The organism is Pantoea sp. nfd-35, assembly GCF_056892255.1.
Window position 1 is genome coordinate 1,939,542 of sequence record NZ_CP122403.1, and the last position, 19,285, is coordinate 1,958,826.

The window sequence follows — 19,285 nt, forward strand, 5'->3', positions numbered from 1 at the left end:
CAGAGCGGGCGGCGAAAACAGCGGTCGCGGAAATCATGACGCGGCGGCGGGGAAGGCAGGGAAGGCAGGCGCCGGGCCACGGTGGGCACTCAGCGCCTGAAGAGGTTACATGCGATCGACGGTTTTGATACCCAGCGTGTCCAGCCCCAGTTTCAGGGTTTTGGCGGTCAGGGCAGCAATCTGTAACCGGCTCTGACGGGTCGCTTCATCTTCGGCCGCCAGAATCGGGCAATGCTCGTAGAAGCCGGAGAACAGGCCAGCCACGTCATAGAGGTACGCACACATCACATGCGGCGTGCCGTCACGGGCAACCTGAGTAATGACTTCTTCAAACTGCAGTAGGCGTGTAGCCAGCAGGGCTTCACGATCGTCCGTCAGGGTGATGTCGGCCTGAATCGCGTCGGCTTCAATACCGGCCTTACGGAATACCGACAGGACACGCGTGTAAGCGTACTGCATATAAGGCGCGGTGTTACCTTCAAACGCCAGCATGTTGTCCCAGTCAAAGATATAATCCGTGGTGCGGCTCTTTGACAGATCGGCATATTTTACAGCGCTGACGCCGACGACTTCCGCAAGTGCACGCCGCTCTTCTTCGCTCATCTCCGGGTTTTTTTCGCTGACCAGCGAGTAAGCACGATCGTAAGCTTCATCCAGTAGATCCGAAAGTTTGATGGTGCCGCCGCTGCGGGTCTTAAACGGACGACCGTCTTTACCCAGCATCATGCCAAATGCATGGTGCTCAAGCGGCACAGATTCAGGCACATAACCGGCTTTACGCACGATGGTCCACGCCTGCTGTAAATGCTGATGCTGGCGCGAGTCGATGTAGTAAATCACCCGATCGGCATGCAGCGTTTCGTAGCGGTATTTGGCGCAGGCAATATCGGTAGTGGTGTAAAGATAGCCGCCGTCTTTCTTCTGAATGATGACGCCCATAGGCTCACCTTCTTTATTCTGGTATTCATCCAGAAAGACCACGGTCGCACCTTCGCTCTCAACGGCTAACCCTTTCGCTTTCAGGTCGGCAACAATACCCGGCAGCATGTCGTTGTAAAGGCTCTCGCCCATGACATCTTTGCGGGTCAGCGTGACGTTAAGGCGGTCATAGATATGCTGGTTCTGGCTCATGGTGATATCAACCAGCTTTTTCCACATCTGGCGGCAGTAGTCATCGCCGCCTTGTAACTTCACCACGTAGCGACGTGCGCGCTCTGCAAATTCCGGATCTTCATCGTAGGTGCGCTTGGCTTCACGGTAAAACCCTTCTAAGTCAGCCAGCGCCATTTCGGCATGGTTTTCGTTCTGCTGTTTCTCAAGGAAAGCTATCAGCATACCGAACTGCGTTCCCCAGTCGCCAACGTGGTTGGCACGGATGACGTTATGGCCCAGAAACGCCAGAGTGCGGACAGCGGCATCACCAATAATGGTGGAGCGGACGTGGCCGACGTGCATTTCTTTCGCGACGTTCGGGGCAGAGTAATCCACGACGATAGTCTGAGGTTCAACGCGGGCGACGCCGAGTCGCGGATGCTGAAGGGCATTCCTGGCATGTTCTGCCAGCCAGCCACGATCGAGAAAGATATTAATAAACCCGGGTCCGGCAATCTCAACCTTGCTGGCAATACCGGTAAGATCCAGATGTTGAATAACAGTTTCAGCTAATTGTCGCGGCGCCTGGCCCAGTTTTTTAGCCACGGCCATGATGCCGTTTGCCTGATAATCACCAAACTGAACTTTGGCCGACTGGCGAACCTGAGGTTCGCAATCGGAGGGAGCACCAGCCAGCACCATAGCCTGACTGACTTTTGCGGAAAGAAGCGCCTGAATATTCACCGGGTTACCTTACATATGCTAAGAAAAGCACGCTGACAGCGCAGCGCGCTTCATCCTCATTCTGCCGGAGGCGATAACCAGAGTCATCACCAGGCAGAACGGAAAAAAATGAGGGGAAAAGTATACGTGAATTGTCAGCTTGAGTCAGTAACTGGATAAACGCGGAGAAACAGAGCTAAGGATGTTTCCCAAAGGATTAGCGGCGGCGCGCGCGGCGCGCATTTTTAACGCTTTTGTCTTCTCGCACCTTCCAGTGGCGCGCAAGGGCAAATCCCATCAGTGCGATCAATGTTGCCACTACGATGAGCATAGTCATAAAAACTTTCCTTATAATGGTATTGATGCAAATTTATAAGAAAGGTGACGCGGCTGCAATCATGTTGGCGGTAAATGGGAATTGTCTTATGGCATTAATTAATGTCAATTTAAACAGATAGTTAGGTGGTTTTTGTCAACTTAAGGGTGGATCTAAAAAGAAGATAAGTCTGAATTGAAAGCGTAATTTATCTGCTTTAATGGAAAAGAATCACGTAAATAAGATGAATCTCACCATTATGTCGTTTAGGATTTAATGCTAACAATGAGTTACGATATTTAAGTCTGTAAATTTTAGAGGGGCAGAGGCAACCGTGAGCACCACCTTTCCATCAGAACTGGACGATTTACGCGAAGATTTGGCCGCTTTCGAACAACGGTTACAAAGTTTTTCACAGCGACTCGGATTAGATAATGCCGGACTCGATGTCGATCATGTCGCGGTTCGCTGTCACCAGAACACCACCGCCGAACGTTGGCAGCAGGGTCTGGCGAAAATGGGCCAGCAATTTTCGGCAGCGATGATCAATGGTCGTCCTGTCTGCCTGTTCAAACTGCATCAGCCGCTCCAGATTGCCGGCTGGCATATCGACGTGGTGGAGTTACCCTGGCCCGGCGAGAAACGCTATCGCCATGAAGGCTGGGAGCATGTGGAAGTGGTATTAAGGGGTGAGCCAGAAACGCTTGGGATGCGGGCAATGGCGTTGCTGTCCGACCATGCACTGTCCCAACCCGGTATTTCGTTCAAGACCAGCTCGCCAAAAGGGGAAAATGAACGTTTGCCTAATCCTACCCTCGCAGTAACCGACGGGGAAACCACGATAAAGTTTCACCCGTGGAGCCTGGAAGAGATCGTGGCCAGTGAGCAGTCTTAACCCAGGGCGTCAACCGCGCGTTTAAGCCGCTTTGCCGCTTCTTCCAGCAGCGCGCGTGGACAACCGAAGTTGATACGCACGAAACGATCATCGCCAAAATCGCGACCCGGTGAGAAACCCAGCCCGTACTTTTCAAAATAGAGTGCCGGGCTGGCAACCGGCAATGCGCTGGCATCAATCCAGCCGAGATAGCTGCCTTCTGGTGACACCATCGAGAGTCCGGGGAGCGCATTGACCTGTTCAACCAGCCAGTCACGATTACCGCGCAGATAGTCCAGCTGTGCATCAAGCCAGTCATCATTGTCGCGCCAGGCAACCTCTGCGGCCACCAGTGCCAGAATATCAACCGAGGGAACGATGCCCTGGCGGACGGCGTTGAAACGTTCACGCAGTGCCGGGTCAGGGATGATGGCGACGGATGCGCCCAGGCCTGCGATGTTAAAGGTTTTCGAGGGCGAAAGCAGCGTGACGCTGCGCCGGGCGGCATCGTCGCTCAGGGAGGCGAACGGGATGTGTTGCAGGCCCTGTGTTAAAAGCAGGTCGCAATGGATTTCGTCAGAACAGACAATCAGGTCGTGCTGCTGGGCAAACGCCAGCTGGGCCTCCAGCTCTTCCCGGCGATAAACCGTACCGCCAGGATTCTGGGGATTACACAGCATCAACAGCTTTTTGTCCTGCATTTTCCCTTCGGCCGCGCTCAGGTCCATGACCCAGCGCCCGTCCTGTAATATTAATGGCAGACTCAGCTGGTCGCGTTCCGCCAGTTTAGCGGCAGAGCGAAAAGGGGGATAAATCGGTAAGGGCGCCACGGTACCTTGCGGTGGCTGAGTAAAGGCGCGGACCGACAGATTTAAGCCGCAGACAACGCCGGGCAAGACAACAACCCATTCGGGATCGACCTGCCAGTGATAACGTGATGCACAGCGGGCGATAAGGGCCGCAATCAACCCCTGGGGCTTATCGCCATAGCCGAAAACGCCGTGGTCAACGCGGGCTTTAATGGCTTCAATGATACGCTCAGGCGATCGGAAATCCGTATCGGCGACCCATAGTGGCAGAATATCCTGACCCGCATATTTGTGCCATTTAAGACTATCACTGTGACGGCGGTCTATCCGTTGGTCAAAATTGAATGTCATAGTTAGTTTTCCACGTAAACTGTTCTAAGGGATAAGCGTACCTGACGAATTTGGCGTGAACAGGAAGCCATGTAAAGGAGAAGACAATGACGACACTGGAAATTTGTTGCTATGGGGTGGATTGTGCATTAACCGCCCAGCAGGCGGGAGCCGATCGCATAGAGCTTTGCGCCGCGCCGCGTGAAGGCGGGCTGACGCCTTCTGCAGGCATGCTGGAGGTCGCCCGTCGTGACATTTCAGTTCCGGTGCATCCTATTGTTCGCCCTCGCGGTGGCGACTTTTGCTATTCCAGCCGTGAATTTGAAACGATGAAGTCAGACGTGGCGCGTATCCGTGAGTTGGGTTTTCCCGGCATCGTTCTGGGCATGCTGGATGAAGATGCCAATATCCATGCCAGTCAGATGCGACAAATCATGGCCTTGTGCGACGGGATGGCGGTGACTTTTCACCGCGCCTTCGATCTGTGCCATCGGCCCAAGCGTTCGCTTGATGTGCTTACGGATTTTGGCGTCAGGCGCATCCTGACATCTGGCCAGCAACAAAGCGCGGAAAACGGAATTGCATTATTGAGGGAACTTAATGAATACAGCGCAGGTCCAATCATTATGGCCGGTGCTGGCGTTCGCCTCAGCAACCTGCAAAAGTTTCTGGATGCGGATATTCGCGAGGTACACAGCTCGGCCAGCCACCTTGTGGCATCCCCGATGCGCTACCGTAAAGTGGGTGTTTCCATGTGTTCCGAAGCCGAAATTGATGAGTTCAGCCGCAACTGCGTCGATGGCGATGTCGTTGAGGCAATGAAAAGTGTGATGCAAATGAATACCGCCCGGGTGGCCTGACTCATGACCAGTTTTGCCGCGCAGCACGCCGATTGATGACGTGATGTTTGCAAGTACCAAACCCCAGTAAATTTGCTGGGGTATTTTTTGCCCAAAATTCCTTCAGCGCCCTTTATCGTCGTGCCCGCGAGGCTGAATTCAGTCGCTGCTGGCGCTGAGAGAAGAATTCCGCTTTCCATCATCCGTCGGTTCCTGCTATTTAGGGTAAACCGTTTACGACATTGACGTCCGAGGTGCACACCATGCGATGCGTTCTGCTGTCCGCTGTGATTACGTTATTCTCCTTTCCCTCCGCCTGGGCCGCAGCCTCATGTCAGCCATACAGTAAAGCGGTGACCAACAGCAATAACTGGATCCTGCTGGGCGGCAGTGCCAAAGGTCAGGTGCGTCAGGTGATCGCCGGCGAGTTTGGTAAAGACGTCAACTCACAGAAACGGGTACTGGGGCAGTTTGATCGCTGTGGCGATCTGCTGGTGGCGGACATCAGCTATGACAAAAATGAGCGCAACGTCATTCTGAGCATGGAACAGCACCTGGTTCGGGTTCAGGACGGCTGGGTTGCGGAATATGCCTATCTGGTTAAAGTCATCAAGCAGGGCAGTGAAGTGGTGGTCGATAACCGTCAGGGCACTATTCAGTGGCAGAAGGGCAAAAACGGCAACATCATCAGCGCATCGGATAAATTTATCAGCATGGGTAAAGACGGGTTTACGGATACGACTTACCGTTATGATAAACGTTTCCACTTACTAAAAAGTATTGCGCGAGGTACCGATCCCGTCAGCAACGGGGAATACCGTTATGAGTGGAATCCACAAGGCCTGGTCACCCGTTCGACCTCTGCCCGCCGCAAAGATACCTACACCTATGATAACCAGTGGCGGGAACGGCGCCTGAATGGCACCGCAACGACAGACGTCAGCACATTGCGCACCGTGGATGAATGCCAGTTCTGGGATGAGAAGGGCAACTGCACGCTGAGTTATCTGAATGAAACGGAAGTGTTCGAGAAAGGGACGATTCAACGCCACCTCAGCGCAGTCTATAAATACCAGTACTGGGATAAACCCGCTGAGGTGACGGAATAGCCGTTATTTTACCGTTTGACTGAACGCATCCAGCCCCAGCAGCGCATGGGCAATTTGCTCCGGTGCCAGGTTGGGGTTAAGGTTTTTCAGCGTATCGCCTTCACTGTTTGCCAGTGCGCCTATTTTCACCAGATTTTCCCAGCTTTCGCCCTCCAGATGCATCTCTTTCAGGGTGGTGGGCATCTTAATAGAGCGATAGAAACGGATGTAGCGTGCGATCTCCTCGTCCGGACGCTGCTCCAGCACCATCTGGGTTAAGGTACCGTAGGCCACTTTCTCGCCGTGGGTGAGATGATGGATATCGCCTTCAATAGCGGTAAAACCATTATGAATGGCGTGCGCGGCTGCCAGGCCGGCATTTTCGAATCCCAGGCCCGACAGCAAGGTATTCGCTTCCACCACCGCTTCCACCGCCGGTGTCACGCGTTTTTCCGAAACGGCAACATAGGCGCTGTAACCCCAGGTCAGCAGGGTTTCCTCACAGGCACGGGCGATGGCCAGCCCGGCAATGGTCGGATCGCCATTGACCATCGATTTGGCATGGCTGCGGGCTACCGCCTGGGCTTCCACCCAGGTTGCGAGGCCATCCGCAATGCCCGAGGCAAACAGGCGGGCAGGCGCAGCGGCACAGACGGCGGTATCCACCAGCACCAGATCGGGGTTCTTATTGTAGAAGCGGTAGCTCTCAAACACGCCGCTGTCAGAATAGATAACGGAGAGTGCGCTACAGGGCGCATCGGTAGAGGCAATCGTGGGAACGATCACAACCGGTTGTTGGATCTCATCAGCCACTGCCTTAACGGTATCCAGCGTTTTACCGCCGCCCAGCCCGATGACCACGTTGCAGTTCTGCTGTTGCGCCTGCTGGCTCAACCGGGTGATTTCATTACTGGACGCCTCGCCGTTGAACTGCTGGCGCACCACGTTCACGCCCACCTTTGTGAGCGTGGCCTGAGCCCGTTCACCAATCAGTCCCCAGACGACATCGTCCGCGACCACAAAAGCCTGAGTACCCAGTTCGGTGACGTAGCTCCCCAGTTCATCGAGTACGCCTGCACCTTGCACATATTTGCGCGGTGACGAGAAAATAAATTTCATAAACGTTGCTCCTGATTGCATAAATCATGGCCGTGACCGACCCGTTGATAAAGCCCTTAAAAGGGTAGCAGTTAATGGGGTTTTGCTGGCTGTACAGACAAAAAACCGCTTGTTATTCTGAGCGGATGTTTACCGGGGATACGCTTATGACGGCTTCGTTGCTCTCTTTCCTGCTGGCTATTATTATTTTGACCCTGACGCCGGGCTTTGATACGGCGTTGATCCTGCGATCGGCCGCCGCACAGGGCTGGCAGCGTGCCAGTGCCACGGCGCTGGGCGTGGCAACCGGCTGTTTGCTCTGGGGCATTGCGGTAGGGCTGGGATTAGGCGCGCTGCTGCTGGCGTCTGAGATGGCTTATAACCTGCTGAAGTGGGCTGGCGCCGCTTACCTCCTCTATCTGGGCATTAAGCTGCTGTGGCATCCGCGCGCCCAAAGCGTGTCAATGGATGCCGAGGCCGCGGCTCAGCAACGTCATCTTGCCTGCTTCACGCGTGGATTATTGGGGAATCTGCTGAATCCCAAGGTGGGCGTCTTCTATGTGACTTTTTTGCCCCAGTTCATTCCGCAGGGCGCCTCTGTCCCGATCTGGTGCAGCCTGATGGCATTGACGCACATGCTGGTGGGGTTGGCATGGAGCACGGTGCTGATCGGCAGCAGCCACTATTTTGCTGAGCAGTTAAAACGGCCACGAATAGTCAAAATCATGGACCGTTTAACGGGCTGCGTCTTTATTGGTTTTGCGGCGAAACTGGCGCTGTCTCGCCGCTGAGGGTCAGGGTTTGGTGGCAACCAGAACGGCGCGCAGCGGTGCGGGATAACCTTCAACGGTTTTGCTGCTGTCGTCGGGATCCAGAAACTCGGCCAGTGATTCACTGGTCATCCAACTGGTACGACGTTGCTCTTCCGTCGAGGTCAGGGCAAAGTCGACAATGCGCACGTTAACAAAGCCACACTTCTCCAGCCAGCTTTTCAGCGCCTCGGCAGAGGGAATAAAATAGACGTTGCGCATCTGCGCATAGCGTTCGCCCGGCACCAGCACCTGGTTCACATCGCCTTCGATCACCAGCGTTTCCAGTACCAGCTCGCCGCCGCTGACCAGCTGATTTTTTAGCTGAAGGAGGTGGTCAAGGGGGGAACGGCGATGATACAGCACGCCCATCGAAAAGACCGTGTCGAACGCCTGGAGCGCCGGCAGTTGTTCAATGCCCAGCGGCAGTAAATGGGCGCGACGGTCATCATTCAACAGCTTACGCACGGCTTCGAACTGGCATAAAAACAGCTGCATGGGATCGATACCCACAACCAGATGCGCACCCGCACCGATCATCCGCCACATGTGATAGCCGCTGCCGCAGCCGACATCCAGCACGGTTCGTCCGGCCAGCGAGGAAATATGAGGCAGCACGCGCTCCCATTTCCAGTCAGAACGCCATTCGGTGTTAATCTCCGTTCCGTACAGGGAATAAGGGCCTTTGCGCCACGGCATCAAATTGCGTAGTAGTTTCTCAATGCCCTGACGATGACGATCGCTGATGTCATCCCGATCGGCGCTTACGCTGTTCAGCAGGTCCAGCCGCTGGGGTTCCAGCAGCGGTAAGTATTCCAGCGACTTGTACCAGTCACGGAAGTGCCCGTGCAGATTCTCCCGCTGCCAGTCGCTAATCTGTGCAGGCAGCACGTCAAGCCATTTTGCCAGGGGGCCAACGGCGATTTGCTGATAAAAACGGCCAAAGTCGATCATTTTAATGCCACCAACGAACCAAAATTAAAGCACTGAAACCATAATTCAGCGTGCGAAAAGCCCGCCTGCTTAAGACGAGCCTTATGCGCTTCCACACTGTCGGTCAGCATGACGTTTTCCAGCATGCTGCGCTTCTGGCTAATCTCCAGTTCGCTGTAGCCGTTGGCGCGCTTAAAGTCATGATGCATGTTAAACAGCAGTTCGCCGACGTCACGATCTTCAAAGCTGAACTTCTCCGAGAGAACCAGGGCTCCGCCGGGATTCAGCCCCTGCCAGATTTTACTGAGCAGCGTAAGACGGGCAGGCGGCTCAAGAAACTGCAGGGTGAAATTGAGCACCACCAGAGAGGCATTCTCAATCTCAATGTCACAGATGTCCGCTTCCACCACGGTAACCGGCGTGTCGGCGCGAAAGGCATTGATATGGCGGCGGCAGCGTTCGACCATGGCCGGAGAGTTGTCTACGGCGATAATCTGGCAGCCTGGCACGTGAATATTACGACGCACCGAAAGTGTGGCGGCACCGAGTGAGCAGCCCAGGTCAAACACCTGGCTGTTGGGCTGGACGAAGCGTTCTGCCAGCATGCCAATCATCGAAATGATATTGGAATAGCCGGGCACCGAGCGCTGAATCATGTCGGGAAACACTTCAGCGACACGTTCGTCAAAGGTCCAGTCGCCCAGTTTTTCAATGGGCGCAGAAAAGAGTTGATCGCGATCAGACATATCGAAAATCCGAAGAGACGGCGGAAAGGGCGCTATTCTGGCAGAAACTGCCGCGGCCTGCACCCTTTAAGCCGCAACATTAATGCAGGCTGAGCACCAGTTGCCAGGGGAGATAGATGAGGTTAAAAATCACCATTCCACTCAGGCCAAACAAGGTCAGCATCATGCCGTATTTGCGTCCACTCATCACGTCTTTACGCAGGCCATAAGCATGCAAAAAACGGCCAACAAAAAACACGATGCCCGTCAGGTGAACCATCCAGACATCCGCCCCGTTCATCTCAAGCGTGATCAGCAGCAGCAGCGCCAGGGGAATGGTTTCAACGGCATTGCCATGAATGCGGATGGCCCTGTTCAGGTCGTGATGACCGCCATCCCCAAAAGCAACATGATGTTGACGCCGAAAGCGGACGACATTGAGGGTGAACTTCATTATCAGTAACGCACCGATAACCACATATAACGCGCTAATCATCATGGATTCCTTTTTTATTCATATCACCAGAGGGGGCGAGGCTGCCTATCGCTATCAGAATAGCGAATCCTGTTGCGGCCAGTCAGGTCCGGGACCGATGCTGGCATCAATTTTTTGTAATGCAGGCCAGAGCGCCTGCACCAGCGGAAACACCTGTCCCATATCTGGCGTGTGGATAAACACCAGAGGGTCACTTTGCGTGTGCCATTCGGCCAGCTTGGCCAGCCAGATTTGAAACAGTGGCAGGCTTTCTTCCAGGTTGTCGCTGCCGACAAAACGGATCATGGGGCGCGAACCGGTCAAAAGTGCATGGGGCGGAACGCGAGGCTTTTGCTGGCGGGCGTGAAGTGCCGCCGGGCTTTGCGAGGTTGAGGCATGAACCGGACGGCTGTCCAGCACCACACGATTGACGCCGCGCTGCAGCAGGCCGCGATTCAGCGCGCGCTCAGCCTCGCCTTTGGCAAAAAAGGCGGCATGGCGGACTTCGACGCCGTAAGAGAAATGGGTGGGCAGGCTGTCCAGAAAGCGCCAGAGATCGTTCAGTTGCGCAGGGGAAAAGCTGGCGGGCAGCTGCAGCCAGTACTGACCCATGCGGTCGGCGAGCGGTGCCATCAGGCGAAAAAAATCCGTTACTAAGTCGTCGGTATTTTGCAGGGCGGCCTGATGGCTGATGCTGCTGGGAAATTTAAAACAGAAACGAAACTGGTCATGGGTCATATCCCGCCAGCGCAGGACCGTTTCCGCATCAGGCAGCGCATACAATGTGGTATTGCCTTCCACCGTGCCGAAATAACGCGCATAGTCAGCCAGGGTTTCGATTCCCCATCGCTTCCAGTGCGCGTGATGCCATTGTGGCAAACCAATACGAAGTGTCACGCCTGATTCCCGCCTTTGAGTGTGATGGTAATTATCCTGTAACGCAGTATATTGACGCAAACAGGTGAAAAGCGAACAGGAAATGCCGCGCTTTAACGTGGCTCCACTTATCCTGTTTGCCTTTTTCCATTATAATAGCGGCCTTTTTTGCGACAGCACCCCACAAGGTGACGCGGCCTGGTGCTGTCAGCTGCAGCGGCGAAGTTAAAAGGATAGTGTTATGCGTACAGAGTATTGTGGACAGCTCAATCTGTCTCATGTAGGTCAGCAAGTCACGCTTTGCGGCTGGGTCAACCGTCGTCGCGATCTGGGAAGCCTGATTTTTATCGATATGCGTGACCGTGAAGGCATCGCACAGGTTTTTTTCGATGCCGATCATCAAGACGCTTTCCAACTGGCATCTGAACTGCGTAACGAATTCTGTATCCAGATTACCGGCACCGTGCGTGCCCGTGACGAAAAAAACAGAAACAGCGACATGGCCACGGGTGACGTAGAAGTCTTTGCCCACGCGCTGAACATCATCAATCGTGCTGAACCGCTGCCTCTGGATTCTAACCAGACCAACAGCGAAGAAGCACGTCTGAAGTACCGTTATCTGGATCTGCGTCGTCCTGAAATGGTTGAGCGCTTAAAGACTCGCGCTAAGATCACCAGTTTTGTCCGTCGTTTTATGGATGACGCTGGCTTCCTGGATATCGAAACGCCGATGCTGACGAAAGCCACCCCGGAAGGCGCGCGCGATTACCTGGTGCCGAGCCGCGTGCACAAAGGCAAATTTTATGCGCTGCCTCAGTCACCGCAGCTGTTTAAACAGTTGCTCATGATGTCGGGTTTCGATCGCTATTATCAGATTGTTAAATGTTTCCGTGATGAAGACCTACGCGCAGACCGTCAGCCCGAATTTACGCAGATCGATGTGGAAACTTCCTTCCTGACCGCACCTCAGGTGCGTGAAATTATGGAGCGCATGATTCGCGAACTCTGGCAGAGCGTGAAGGGCGTGGATCTGGGTGAGTTTCCGCAGATGACCTTTGCCGAAGCCATGCATCGCTACGGTTCAGACAAACCCGACCTGCGTAATCCCATGGAGCTGGTGGACGTGGGTGATCTGCTGAAAACCGTTGAGTTCCAGGTATTTTCTGGCCCGGCTAACGACGAGAAAGGCCGTGTTGCCGCGCTGCGTGTTCCCGGCGGCGCGCAGCTGAGCCGTAAGCAGATTGATGAATACGGCAAATTTGTTGAGATTTACGGTGCCAAAGGCCTGGCCTGGATGAAGGTAAACGAACGTGCGAAGGGCCTGGAGGGCGTACAGAGCCCGGTAGCGAAATTCCTTAATGCCGATATCGTTGAAACCCTCCTCAGCCGCACGAGCGCGCAGGATGGGGATATCATCTTCTTTGGTGCCGACCGTGCCAAAGTGGTGGCCGATGCGCTGGGCGCACTGCGCCTGAAAGTGGGACGTGACCTGCAAATCACCGACGACAAAGCCTGGGCGCCGCTGTGGGTTGTCGACTTCCCGATGTTTGAAGAAGATGACGAAGGTGGGCTGGCTGCCATGCACCATCCGTTTACGGCACCGAAAGAGATGAGTGCGGAACAGCTGGCAGCCGATCCAACCCAGGCCGTAGCGAATGCTTACGACATGGTGATCAACGGTTATGAAGTCGGCGGCGGATCTGTGCGTATCCACAACGGTAACATGCAGCAGACCGTGTTTAGCATTCTGGGCATTGAAGAGCATGAACAGCGTGAGAAGTTCGGCTTCCTTCTGGATGCACTGAAGTACGGCACGCCGCCGCATGCAGGCCTGGCATTTGGTCTGGATCGCCTGACGATGCTGTTAACCGGCACCGACAATATTCGTGACGTTATCGCGTTCCCGAAAACCACGGCAGCGGCCTGCATGATGACGGAAGCGCCAAGCGAAGCGAATCCGGCGTCACTGCTTGAGTTAGGCATTCAGGTCGTCAAGAAAGATAAGCCTGAGACGAAGTAATGCCGTATAAACATCCGGTTTCTGTGTTAGTGGTGATTGTGGCGCAGGATAGTGGCCGGGTGTTAATGCTGCAGCGCCGTGATGACCCGGATTTCTGGCAATCGGTCACCGGCAGCCTGGAAGCAGATGAGTGTCCGCTGCAGGCGGCCGAGCGAGAAGTCGGTGAGGAGCTGGGGATTGATGTAAAGGCCGAGCAGCTAACGATTGAAGACTGTCAGCGTGAAATCGACTTTGAGATTTTCCCGCACTATCGTCATCGTTATGCGCCGGGCACGACGCACAACCGTGAACACTGGTTCAGGCTGGCCTTGCCTACAGAGCGTGATCTGTTGCTCACCGAGCATCTTGCCGCGCGCTGGCTCGATCCCGCCGCCGCCGCTGCCCTCACGAAATCCTGGAGTAATCGCCAGGCGATTGAAGAATTTATCTGAATGCTCGCCGCTGCGCGTTTTTCCCGTGGCGAAGGCATTAGGTTTTATGAATCGGGTGGGTTTTCAATGAACGCACCGAACAATATCGACAGTCAGGCGTAATCGGCGCCGCGAGGGTGTCCACCGCCAGCGCACCGCAACGGATCGTACTTCTGTACGTGGGAATTGCGGGTACGGCCTGGGGACACGTTCGCACGTAAGATAGCCTGCACCCAGTAAAAGATCGGAGAAAATGCAACATGGCTGGACACAGTAAATGGGCGAATACCAAGCACCGTAAGGCCGCTCAGGACGCCAAGCGCGGTAAAATCTTTACGAAGATCATTCGTGAGCTGGTCACGGCTGCCAAACTGGGCGGCGGCGATCCGGGCTCCAACCCGCGCCTGCGTGCGGCAATGGATAAAGCGCTGTCTAATAACATGACGCGCGATACCATGAACCGTGCCATTGCACGCGGCGTAGGTGGCGAAGATGACTCCAATATGGAAACCATCATTTATGAAGGTTACGGTCCGGGCGGATCGGCCATCATGATTGAGTGCCTGAGCGACAACCGCAACCGTACCGTGGGCGAAGTGCGTCACGCCTTCACCAAAACGGGCGGCAACCTGGGTACCGATGGCTCCGTCGCCTATCTGTTCAGCAAAAAAGGCGTAATCTCCTTCGCACCCGGTCATGACGAAGATGCGGTGATGGAAGCGGCGCTGGAAGCGGGCGCAGAAGACGTGGTCGGTTACGATGACGGCGCGATTGACGTGTTTACCGCATGGGAAGAGATGGGCACGGTGCGCGATGCGCTGGAAGCGGCGGGCTTTAAAGCCGACTCCGCCGAAGTGGCCATGATCCCCTCGACCAAAGCCGAAATGGATGCGGAAACCGCGCCTAAACTGCTGCGCCTGATCGATATGCTGGAAGACTGTGACGACGTGCAGGAGGTTTACCATAACGGCGAAATCTCCGACGAGGTGGCGGAAACGCTTTAATGCTGTACCGCTGCACGCTCAGGCTGGAGACGCGTCATGTCGATTATTTTAGGGATTGACCCTGGCTCACGCGTGACCGGTTATGGGGTGATTCGTCAGACTGGCCGCCAGCTCACTTATCTGGGCAGCGGCTGTATTCGTACCAACACAACAGAGTTGCCTGCGCGTCTGAAGCTGATCTATGCCGGAGTATGCGAAATCATTACGCAGTTCTCGCCGGATTTTTTTGCTATCGAGCAGGTGTTTATGGCGAAGAATGCCGATTCTGCCCTGAAACTGGGGCAGGCGCGGGGGGCCGCGATTGTGGCGGCGGTTAACCATGATCTGCCGGTGTTTGAATATGCCGCGCGCCAGGTCAAGCAAACGGTCGTTGGCACCGGTGGCGCAGAAAAAAGTCAGGTGCAACACATGGTGAAATCGCTGCTGAAACTGGCGGCGAATCCCCAGGCCGATGCCGCCGATGCGCTGGCTATCGCCATCACGCACTGTCACGTGGCCCAAAACGCGGCGCGCATGAGTGACAGCAAGCTGGTGCTGACCCGCGGCCGGTTGCGTCAGAGTTAACAACCCTTACGTCGTCATCGCTATCAGGCTGGATATTCATCCAGCCTTTTTTATGGTATAAATTCCGCCACATACTTTGGATAAGGAAGGCTTCAGGTGATTGGTCGTTTACGGGGCATTATTCTGGAAAAGCAGCCACCGCTGGTGCTGCTGGAGGCGCACGGTGTCGGCTATGAAGTCCATATGCCAATGACCTGTTTTTATGAGCTGCCCGATCTTAATCACGAGGCGGTGATCTTTACTCAGTTTGTGGTGCGCGAAGATGCACAGTTGCTGTTTGGCTTTAACAGCAAGCAGGAACGTGCACTGTTCCGTGAGTTGATTAAAGTCAATGGCGTTGGGCCTAAGCTGGCGCTGGCCATTCTGTCGGGCATGTCGGCACAGCAGTTTGTGACGGCGGTTGAAAAGGAAGAGATTGCCGCGCTGGTTAAACTGCCGGGCGTGGGCAAGAAAACCGCTGAACGTCTGGTGGTGGAAATGAAAGACCGCTTTAAAGGCATGCATGGCGATCTGTTTGGCGGCGATTCGGCCTTTACGCTGACCACGCCGGGCCCGGAGCCAGAGACCAACGATGCAGAATCGGAAGCGGTTGCAGCGCTGGTGTCGCTGGGGTATAAACCGCAGGAAGCGAGCCGCATGATCAGCAAAGTTGGCCGTCCTGACGCGGATTGCGAAACGTTGATCCGTGAAGCGCTCCGCGCCGCTATTTGAGGTAATTCATGATTGAAGCCGATCGCCTGATCTCCGCTGCCAGCATTAACGAAGAAGAGGGCCTCGACCGCGCCATTCGTCCTAAGATGCTGACCGAATATGTGGGCCAGCCGCAGGTGCGTGAGCAGATGGAAATTTTCATCAAGGCGGCACAACTGCGTGGTGATGCGCTGGATCATTTATTGATTTTTGGCCCTCCCGGGCTGGGCAAAACGACGCTGGCCAACATTGTGGCCAACGAGATGGGCGTTAATCTGCGCACGACCTCCGGCCCGGTGCTGGAAAAAGCGGGCGACCTGGCCGCGATGCTGACCAACCTCGAACCTCACGATGTGCTGTTCATTGATGAAATCCATCGTCTTTCGCCGGTCGTGGAAGAGGTACTTTATCCGGCTATGGAAGACTATCAGCTGGATATTATGATTGGTGAAGGCCCGGCTGCGCGTTCCATCAAACTGGATCTGCCGCCCTTTACGCTGATTGGCGCTACGACGCGGGCAGGCTCGCTGACGTCACCCCTGCGCGATCGCTTCGGCATCGTGCAGCGTCTGGAGTTTTATCAGGTAAAAGATTTACAGCACATTGTGGGACGCAGCGCCGCCTGCCTTGGTCTGGCACTCAGTGAAGAAGCCGCCCTGGAAATCGCCCGCCGGTCACGCGGAACGCCACGTATTGCCAATCGCCTGTTACGTCGGGTAAGGGATTTTGCTGAGGTGCGCGCGAACGGTGTACTGAGCGGTGATGTCTCGGTGACGGCGCTGGATATGCTGAACGTAGACAGCGAAGGCTTCGATTATATGGATCGAAAACTGTTGCTGGCCATTATCGATAAATTCACCGGTGGGCCGGTCGGGCTGGACAACCTGGCGGCAGCGATTGGCGAAGAGCGGGAAACCATCGAAGACGTGATTGAGCCGTTTTTAATTCAGCAGGGCTTTATTCAGCGCACGCCGCGCGGCCGGATGGCCACGCAGCATGCCTATCGCCACTTTGGTATCACCAAAGAAGCCTGATCACAGCGCCGGTTTGCGCACCATGCTGAAGAGAAAAAGGATGGCGGCGCACAACACGACGGAAGGGCCGGCGGGCGTGTCATAAAACGCCGAGAAGGTTAAGCCGCCGGTCACGGCAATCACGCCAATCAGTACGGCCACCGCCGCCATCATTTCGGGTGAACGCGCAAAGCGCCTGGCGGTGGCAGCGGGAATGATCAGCAGCGATGTGATGATCAGCGCACCAACAAACTTCATCGCCACACCAATCGTCAGTGCGGTTACCAGCATCAGCATCAGCCGGGTGCGTTGAATATTCACGCCGTCAACCTGTGCCAGTTCAGGGCTGATTGTCATCGACAGCAGTGCGCGCCACTGCCAGGCCATAACGGCCAGCACGAATATCACACCTGCAGCCATGGCCCAGAGATCGCTGGGCGTTACCGCCAGCAAATCGCCAAACAGGTAGGCCATCAAATCCACCCGCACGTTCGACATCAGGCTCACCACGACCAGTCCGAGCGAAAGCGCACTGTGCGCCATGATGCCCAGCAGCGTATCTATCGCCAGATGCGGGCGACGCTCAAGCCAGACCAGACCCAGTGCCAGACAGACCGTGACCAGGATCACGGCATAGTAAGGGTTGACGTTGAGCAGCAAACCAAAGGCGACGCCGAGCAGTGAGGCATGCGCCAGCGTGTCGCCGAAATACGACATCTTGCGCCAGACGACAAAAGAGCCCAGGGGGCCCGCCGCCAGCGCCAGCATCACGCCGCCCAGCCAGCCCGGAAGCAGTAATTCAATCATGATGGACCCGGTCCTTTGCGTAATACGATACGTCCCTGAAGGTCGTGACGGTGATTATGGTGATGACGATAGATAGCCAGTTCCTGCGCACCGCGCGGGCCGAACATGGCAATGAATTCGGGATGCTGCGACACCGCCTCAGGCGTACCTGAACAGCAAATGTGATGGTTAAGGCACAGCACCTCATCCGTTTTCGCCATGACTAAATGCAAATCATGGGAAACCATAAGCACAGCGCAGTTCAGCTCGTGTCGCAGTTGATTGATCAGATCGTAAAGCGCGACCTGCCCGTTGACATCCACACCCTGCGTCGGTTCATCAAGCACCAGCAACTGAGGCTGATTGAGCAAGGCGCGAGCCAGTAACACGCGCTGCGTTTCGCCGCCCGACAGTTTCTGCAACGGCGAGGTCAACAGGTGACCCGCCTGAACGCGTTTCAGGGCAGGCAAAATATCCTGATTGCGCGCACCGCGCGACAGGCGCATAAAACGTTCGACCGTGACCGGCAGCGTGGGATCGATATGCAGCTTCTGTGGCACGTAGCCGATGCGTAAGCCCGCACTGCGACTGACCCGACCGGAGGAGGGCGCAAGGAGGCCAAGCACCACCCGGACCAGCGTCGATTTGCCCGCGCCGTTAGGACCGAGCAGGGTTAAAATTTTACCAGGATGGAGTTCCAGACTCACGCCAGATAAGACCTGACGTTGATCAAAACTGATGGATACGTTTTCAAGTGTGACAAGTGATGGCATAAGATTTACAGGTTGCACAGAATTTCGAATGTTATAATATCACATCCAATCTGTTGATGACGAAGGAATGACGCATTATGTTACATAATAAAAAAGGGGGCTTTTTGACCCTGACGGCGATGGCTTTCGCCACCTCTGCTGCCTTGCCCGCTCACGCCGATATTGTGGCCTCCATTAAGCCCGTTGGGTTTATCGCCTCGGCCATTGCTGACGGCGTCACACCCGTGGAGGTTTTGCTGCCGGATGGCGCATCCGAACACGATTATGCCCTGCGCCCCTCTGATGTAAAACGCTTACAAAACGCGGACTTAGTTGTTTGGGTTGGCCCTGAAATGGAAGCCTTCATGACAAAATCTGCGGCGTCTCTGCCGGAAAAAAAGAATCTTGAGATCGTGCAAATTTCCGGCGTAAAACCCTTGCTACTGCGTGGAGGTGAAGACGATGATCATCACGACCATGATGACGCAGAGCACGATCATGATGAAGCGCATCATCACCATCATGGTGAGTTTAATATGCACTTGTGGATGTCACCAGAGATAGCGAAAAAAACCGCGGTTGCAATCCACGGAAAATTATTGGAACTTATGCCGCAGGATAAAGCCAAACTTGACGCCAACCTGCAGCATTTTGAGGCAGAATTAGCGGACACAGATAAGCGCATTATCTCACAGCTTGCCCCCGTTAAAGATAAAGGGTATTTCGTTTTTCACGACGCTTACACGTACTTTGAAAAACACTACGGTCTCTCGCCTACCGGGCATTTTACCGTTAACCCTGAGATTCAGCCGGGTGCACAGCGCTTACATCAAATTCGAACACAGTTGGTTGAGAAAAAGGCCGTTTGCGTCTTTGCTGAGCCACAATTCAGGCCGGCGGTCATCGATGCTGTTGCCCGTGGAACCCAGGTGCGTAAAGGCACGCTTGATCCGCTGGGTACAGACATCAGCTTAGGAAAAGACAGCTATGTGAAATTCCTCTCACAGCTGTCGAGCCAGTATGAGACCTGCCTGAAAGGAGCATAGAGGAATAGTTCAA

The 19,285-nt window shown here is 54.9% G+C and carries 20 protein-coding genes; 11 read left to right on the plus strand and 9 right to left on the minus strand.

What is annotated here, in order from left to right; genetic code table 11:
- Window positions 1–105: 105 nt before the first annotated feature.
- Window positions 106–1,836: an arginine--tRNA ligase gene (argS, locus tag P9J57_RS09035; protein ID WP_014605664.1), complete on the minus strand. Its 1,731-nt coding sequence runs from the start codon at window positions 1,834–1,836 to the stop codon at window positions 106–108.
- 629 nt (window positions 1,837–2,465) lie between these two features.
- On the opposite strand from argS, the gene P9J57_RS09040 reads away from it, so the two are divergent.
- The gene (locus tag P9J57_RS09040) at window positions 2,466–3,026 is read left to right on the plus strand and encodes a VOC family protein (protein ID WP_013026094.1); all 561 of its coding nucleotides are present in this window, start codon (window positions 2,466–2,468) and stop codon (window positions 3,024–3,026) included.
- On the opposite strand, the gene P9J57_RS09045 is transcribed toward P9J57_RS09040, so the two are convergent.
- A complete protein-coding gene (locus tag P9J57_RS09045) occupies window positions 3,023–4,165 on the minus strand; it encodes a MalY/PatB family protein (RefSeq protein WP_013026093.1) in 1,143 nt (380 codons plus the stop codon). The two genes, P9J57_RS09040 and P9J57_RS09045, sit on opposite strands and share 4 nt — an antisense overlap.
- A gap of 86 nt (window positions 4,166–4,251) precedes the next feature.
- On the opposite strand from P9J57_RS09045, the gene cutC reads away from it, so the two are divergent.
- Window positions 4,252–5,004: a copper homeostasis protein CutC gene (gene cutC / locus P9J57_RS09050; RefSeq protein WP_013026092.1), complete on the plus strand. Its 753-nt coding sequence runs from the start codon at window positions 4,252–4,254 to the stop codon at window positions 5,002–5,004.
- Window positions 5,005–5,246: 242 nt separating this feature from the next.
- The gene (locus P9J57_RS09055; protein ID WP_089517299.1) at window positions 5,247–6,092 is read left to right on the plus strand and encodes a hypothetical protein; all 846 of its coding nucleotides are present in this window, start codon (window positions 5,247–5,249) and stop codon (window positions 6,090–6,092) included.
- A 3-nt stretch (window positions 6,093–6,095) separates the two neighbouring features.
- Here P9J57_RS09055 and P9J57_RS09060 read toward each other — a convergent pair whose 3' ends face one another.
- Window positions 6,096–7,190 (minus strand): glycerol dehydrogenase, encoded by a 1,095-nt coding sequence (locus P9J57_RS09060; RefSeq protein ID WP_105079440.1) that lies wholly within the window; start codon window positions 7,188–7,190, stop codon window positions 6,096–6,098.
- Between the two features lie 146 nt (window positions 7,191–7,336).
- Here P9J57_RS09060 and P9J57_RS09065 point away from each other — a divergent pair, with 146 nt between their 5' ends.
- Entirely contained in the window at window positions 7,337–7,960 is a 624-nt protein-coding gene (locus tag P9J57_RS09065) for a LysE family translocator (RefSeq protein ID WP_072136862.1), read from the plus strand.
- A gap of 3 nt (window positions 7,961–7,963) precedes the next feature.
- Here P9J57_RS09065 and cmoB read toward each other — a convergent pair whose 3' ends face one another.
- From cmoB to P9J57_RS09085, 4 genes are all read right to left on the minus strand, one after another.
- Complete coding sequence (gene cmoB / locus P9J57_RS09070; protein ID WP_014593894.1) at window positions 7,964–8,932, minus strand: tRNA 5-methoxyuridine(34)/uridine 5-oxyacetic acid(34) synthase CmoB; 969 nt, start codon at window positions 8,930–8,932, stop codon at window positions 7,964–7,966.
- Window positions 8,929–9,657: a carboxy-S-adenosyl-L-methionine synthase CmoA gene (gene cmoA / locus P9J57_RS09075; RefSeq protein ID WP_014605669.1), complete on the minus strand. Its 729-nt coding sequence runs from the start codon at window positions 9,655–9,657 to the stop codon at window positions 8,929–8,931. Before cmoA ends, cmoB begins: the two co-directional genes overlap by 4 nt.
- 79 nt (window positions 9,658–9,736) lie before the next feature.
- Window positions 9,737–10,132: an MAPEG family protein gene (locus P9J57_RS09080; protein WP_014605670.1), complete on the minus strand. Its 396-nt coding sequence runs from the start codon at window positions 10,130–10,132 to the stop codon at window positions 9,737–9,739.
- A 54-nt stretch (window positions 10,133–10,186) separates the two neighbouring features.
- Window positions 10,187–11,008: a DUF72 domain-containing protein gene (locus P9J57_RS09085; RefSeq protein WP_014605671.1), complete on the minus strand. Its 822-nt coding sequence runs from the start codon at window positions 11,006–11,008 to the stop codon at window positions 10,187–10,189.
- 220 nt (window positions 11,009–11,228) lie between these two features.
- On the opposite strand from P9J57_RS09085, the gene aspS reads away from it, so the two are divergent.
- The 6 genes from aspS (at window position 11,229) to ruvB (ending at window position 16,709) form a co-directional block, all read left to right on the plus strand.
- Window positions 11,229–13,007 carry an aspartate--tRNA ligase gene (gene aspS / locus P9J57_RS09090; RefSeq protein WP_024472105.1) on the plus strand — a complete coding sequence of 593 codons (1,779 nt, stop codon included), beginning with the start codon at window positions 11,229–11,231 and terminating at the stop codon, window positions 13,005–13,007.
- Window positions 13,007–13,438, plus strand: a complete 432-nt coding sequence (gene nudB, locus P9J57_RS09095; protein ID WP_013026082.1) for a dihydroneopterin triphosphate diphosphatase — start codon at window positions 13,007–13,009, stop codon at window positions 13,436–13,438. Before aspS ends, nudB begins: the two co-directional genes overlap by 1 nt.
- Window positions 13,439–13,677: 239 nt before the next feature.
- Complete coding sequence (locus tag P9J57_RS09100; RefSeq protein ID WP_013026080.1) at window positions 13,678–14,421, plus strand: YebC/PmpR family DNA-binding transcriptional regulator; 744 nt, start codon at window positions 13,678–13,680, stop codon at window positions 14,419–14,421.
- Window positions 14,422–14,457: 36 nt separating this feature from the next.
- A complete protein-coding gene (gene ruvC, locus P9J57_RS09105; protein ID WP_013026079.1) occupies window positions 14,458–14,985 on the plus strand; it encodes a crossover junction endodeoxyribonuclease RuvC in 528 nt (175 codons plus the stop codon).
- A 96-nt stretch (window positions 14,986–15,081) separates the two neighbouring features.
- Window positions 15,082–15,696 (plus strand): Holliday junction branch migration protein RuvA, encoded by a 615-nt coding sequence (ruvA, locus tag P9J57_RS09110; RefSeq protein ID WP_013026078.1) that lies wholly within the window; start codon window positions 15,082–15,084, stop codon window positions 15,694–15,696.
- Between the two features lie 8 nt (window positions 15,697–15,704).
- Window positions 15,705–16,709: a Holliday junction branch migration DNA helicase RuvB gene (gene ruvB, locus P9J57_RS09115; RefSeq protein ID WP_013026077.1), complete on the plus strand. Its 1,005-nt coding sequence runs from the start codon at window positions 15,705–15,707 to the stop codon at window positions 16,707–16,709.
- Here ruvB and znuB read toward each other — a convergent pair whose 3' ends face one another.
- Both znuB and znuC read right to left on the minus strand, forming a co-directional pair.
- Window positions 16,710–17,495 carry a zinc ABC transporter permease subunit ZnuB gene (gene znuB / locus P9J57_RS09120; RefSeq protein ID WP_014593886.1) on the minus strand — a complete coding sequence of 262 codons (786 nt, stop codon included), beginning with the start codon at window positions 17,493–17,495 and terminating at the stop codon, window positions 16,710–16,712. It abuts the gene before it with no gap.
- The gene (gene znuC, locus P9J57_RS09125; protein WP_014593885.1) at window positions 17,492–18,247 is read right to left on the minus strand and encodes a zinc ABC transporter ATP-binding protein ZnuC; all 756 of its coding nucleotides are present in this window, start codon (window positions 18,245–18,247) and stop codon (window positions 17,492–17,494) included. Before znuC ends, znuB begins: the two co-directional genes overlap by 4 nt.
- A gap of 77 nt (window positions 18,248–18,324) precedes the next feature.
- Between znuC and znuA the strand changes: the two genes are divergently transcribed.
- The gene (gene znuA / locus P9J57_RS09130) at window positions 18,325–19,272 is read left to right on the plus strand and encodes a zinc ABC transporter substrate-binding protein ZnuA (RefSeq protein WP_013026074.1); all 948 of its coding nucleotides are present in this window, start codon (window positions 18,325–18,327) and stop codon (window positions 19,270–19,272) included.
- The last annotated feature ends 13 nt before the right edge of the window (window positions 19,273–19,285 follow it).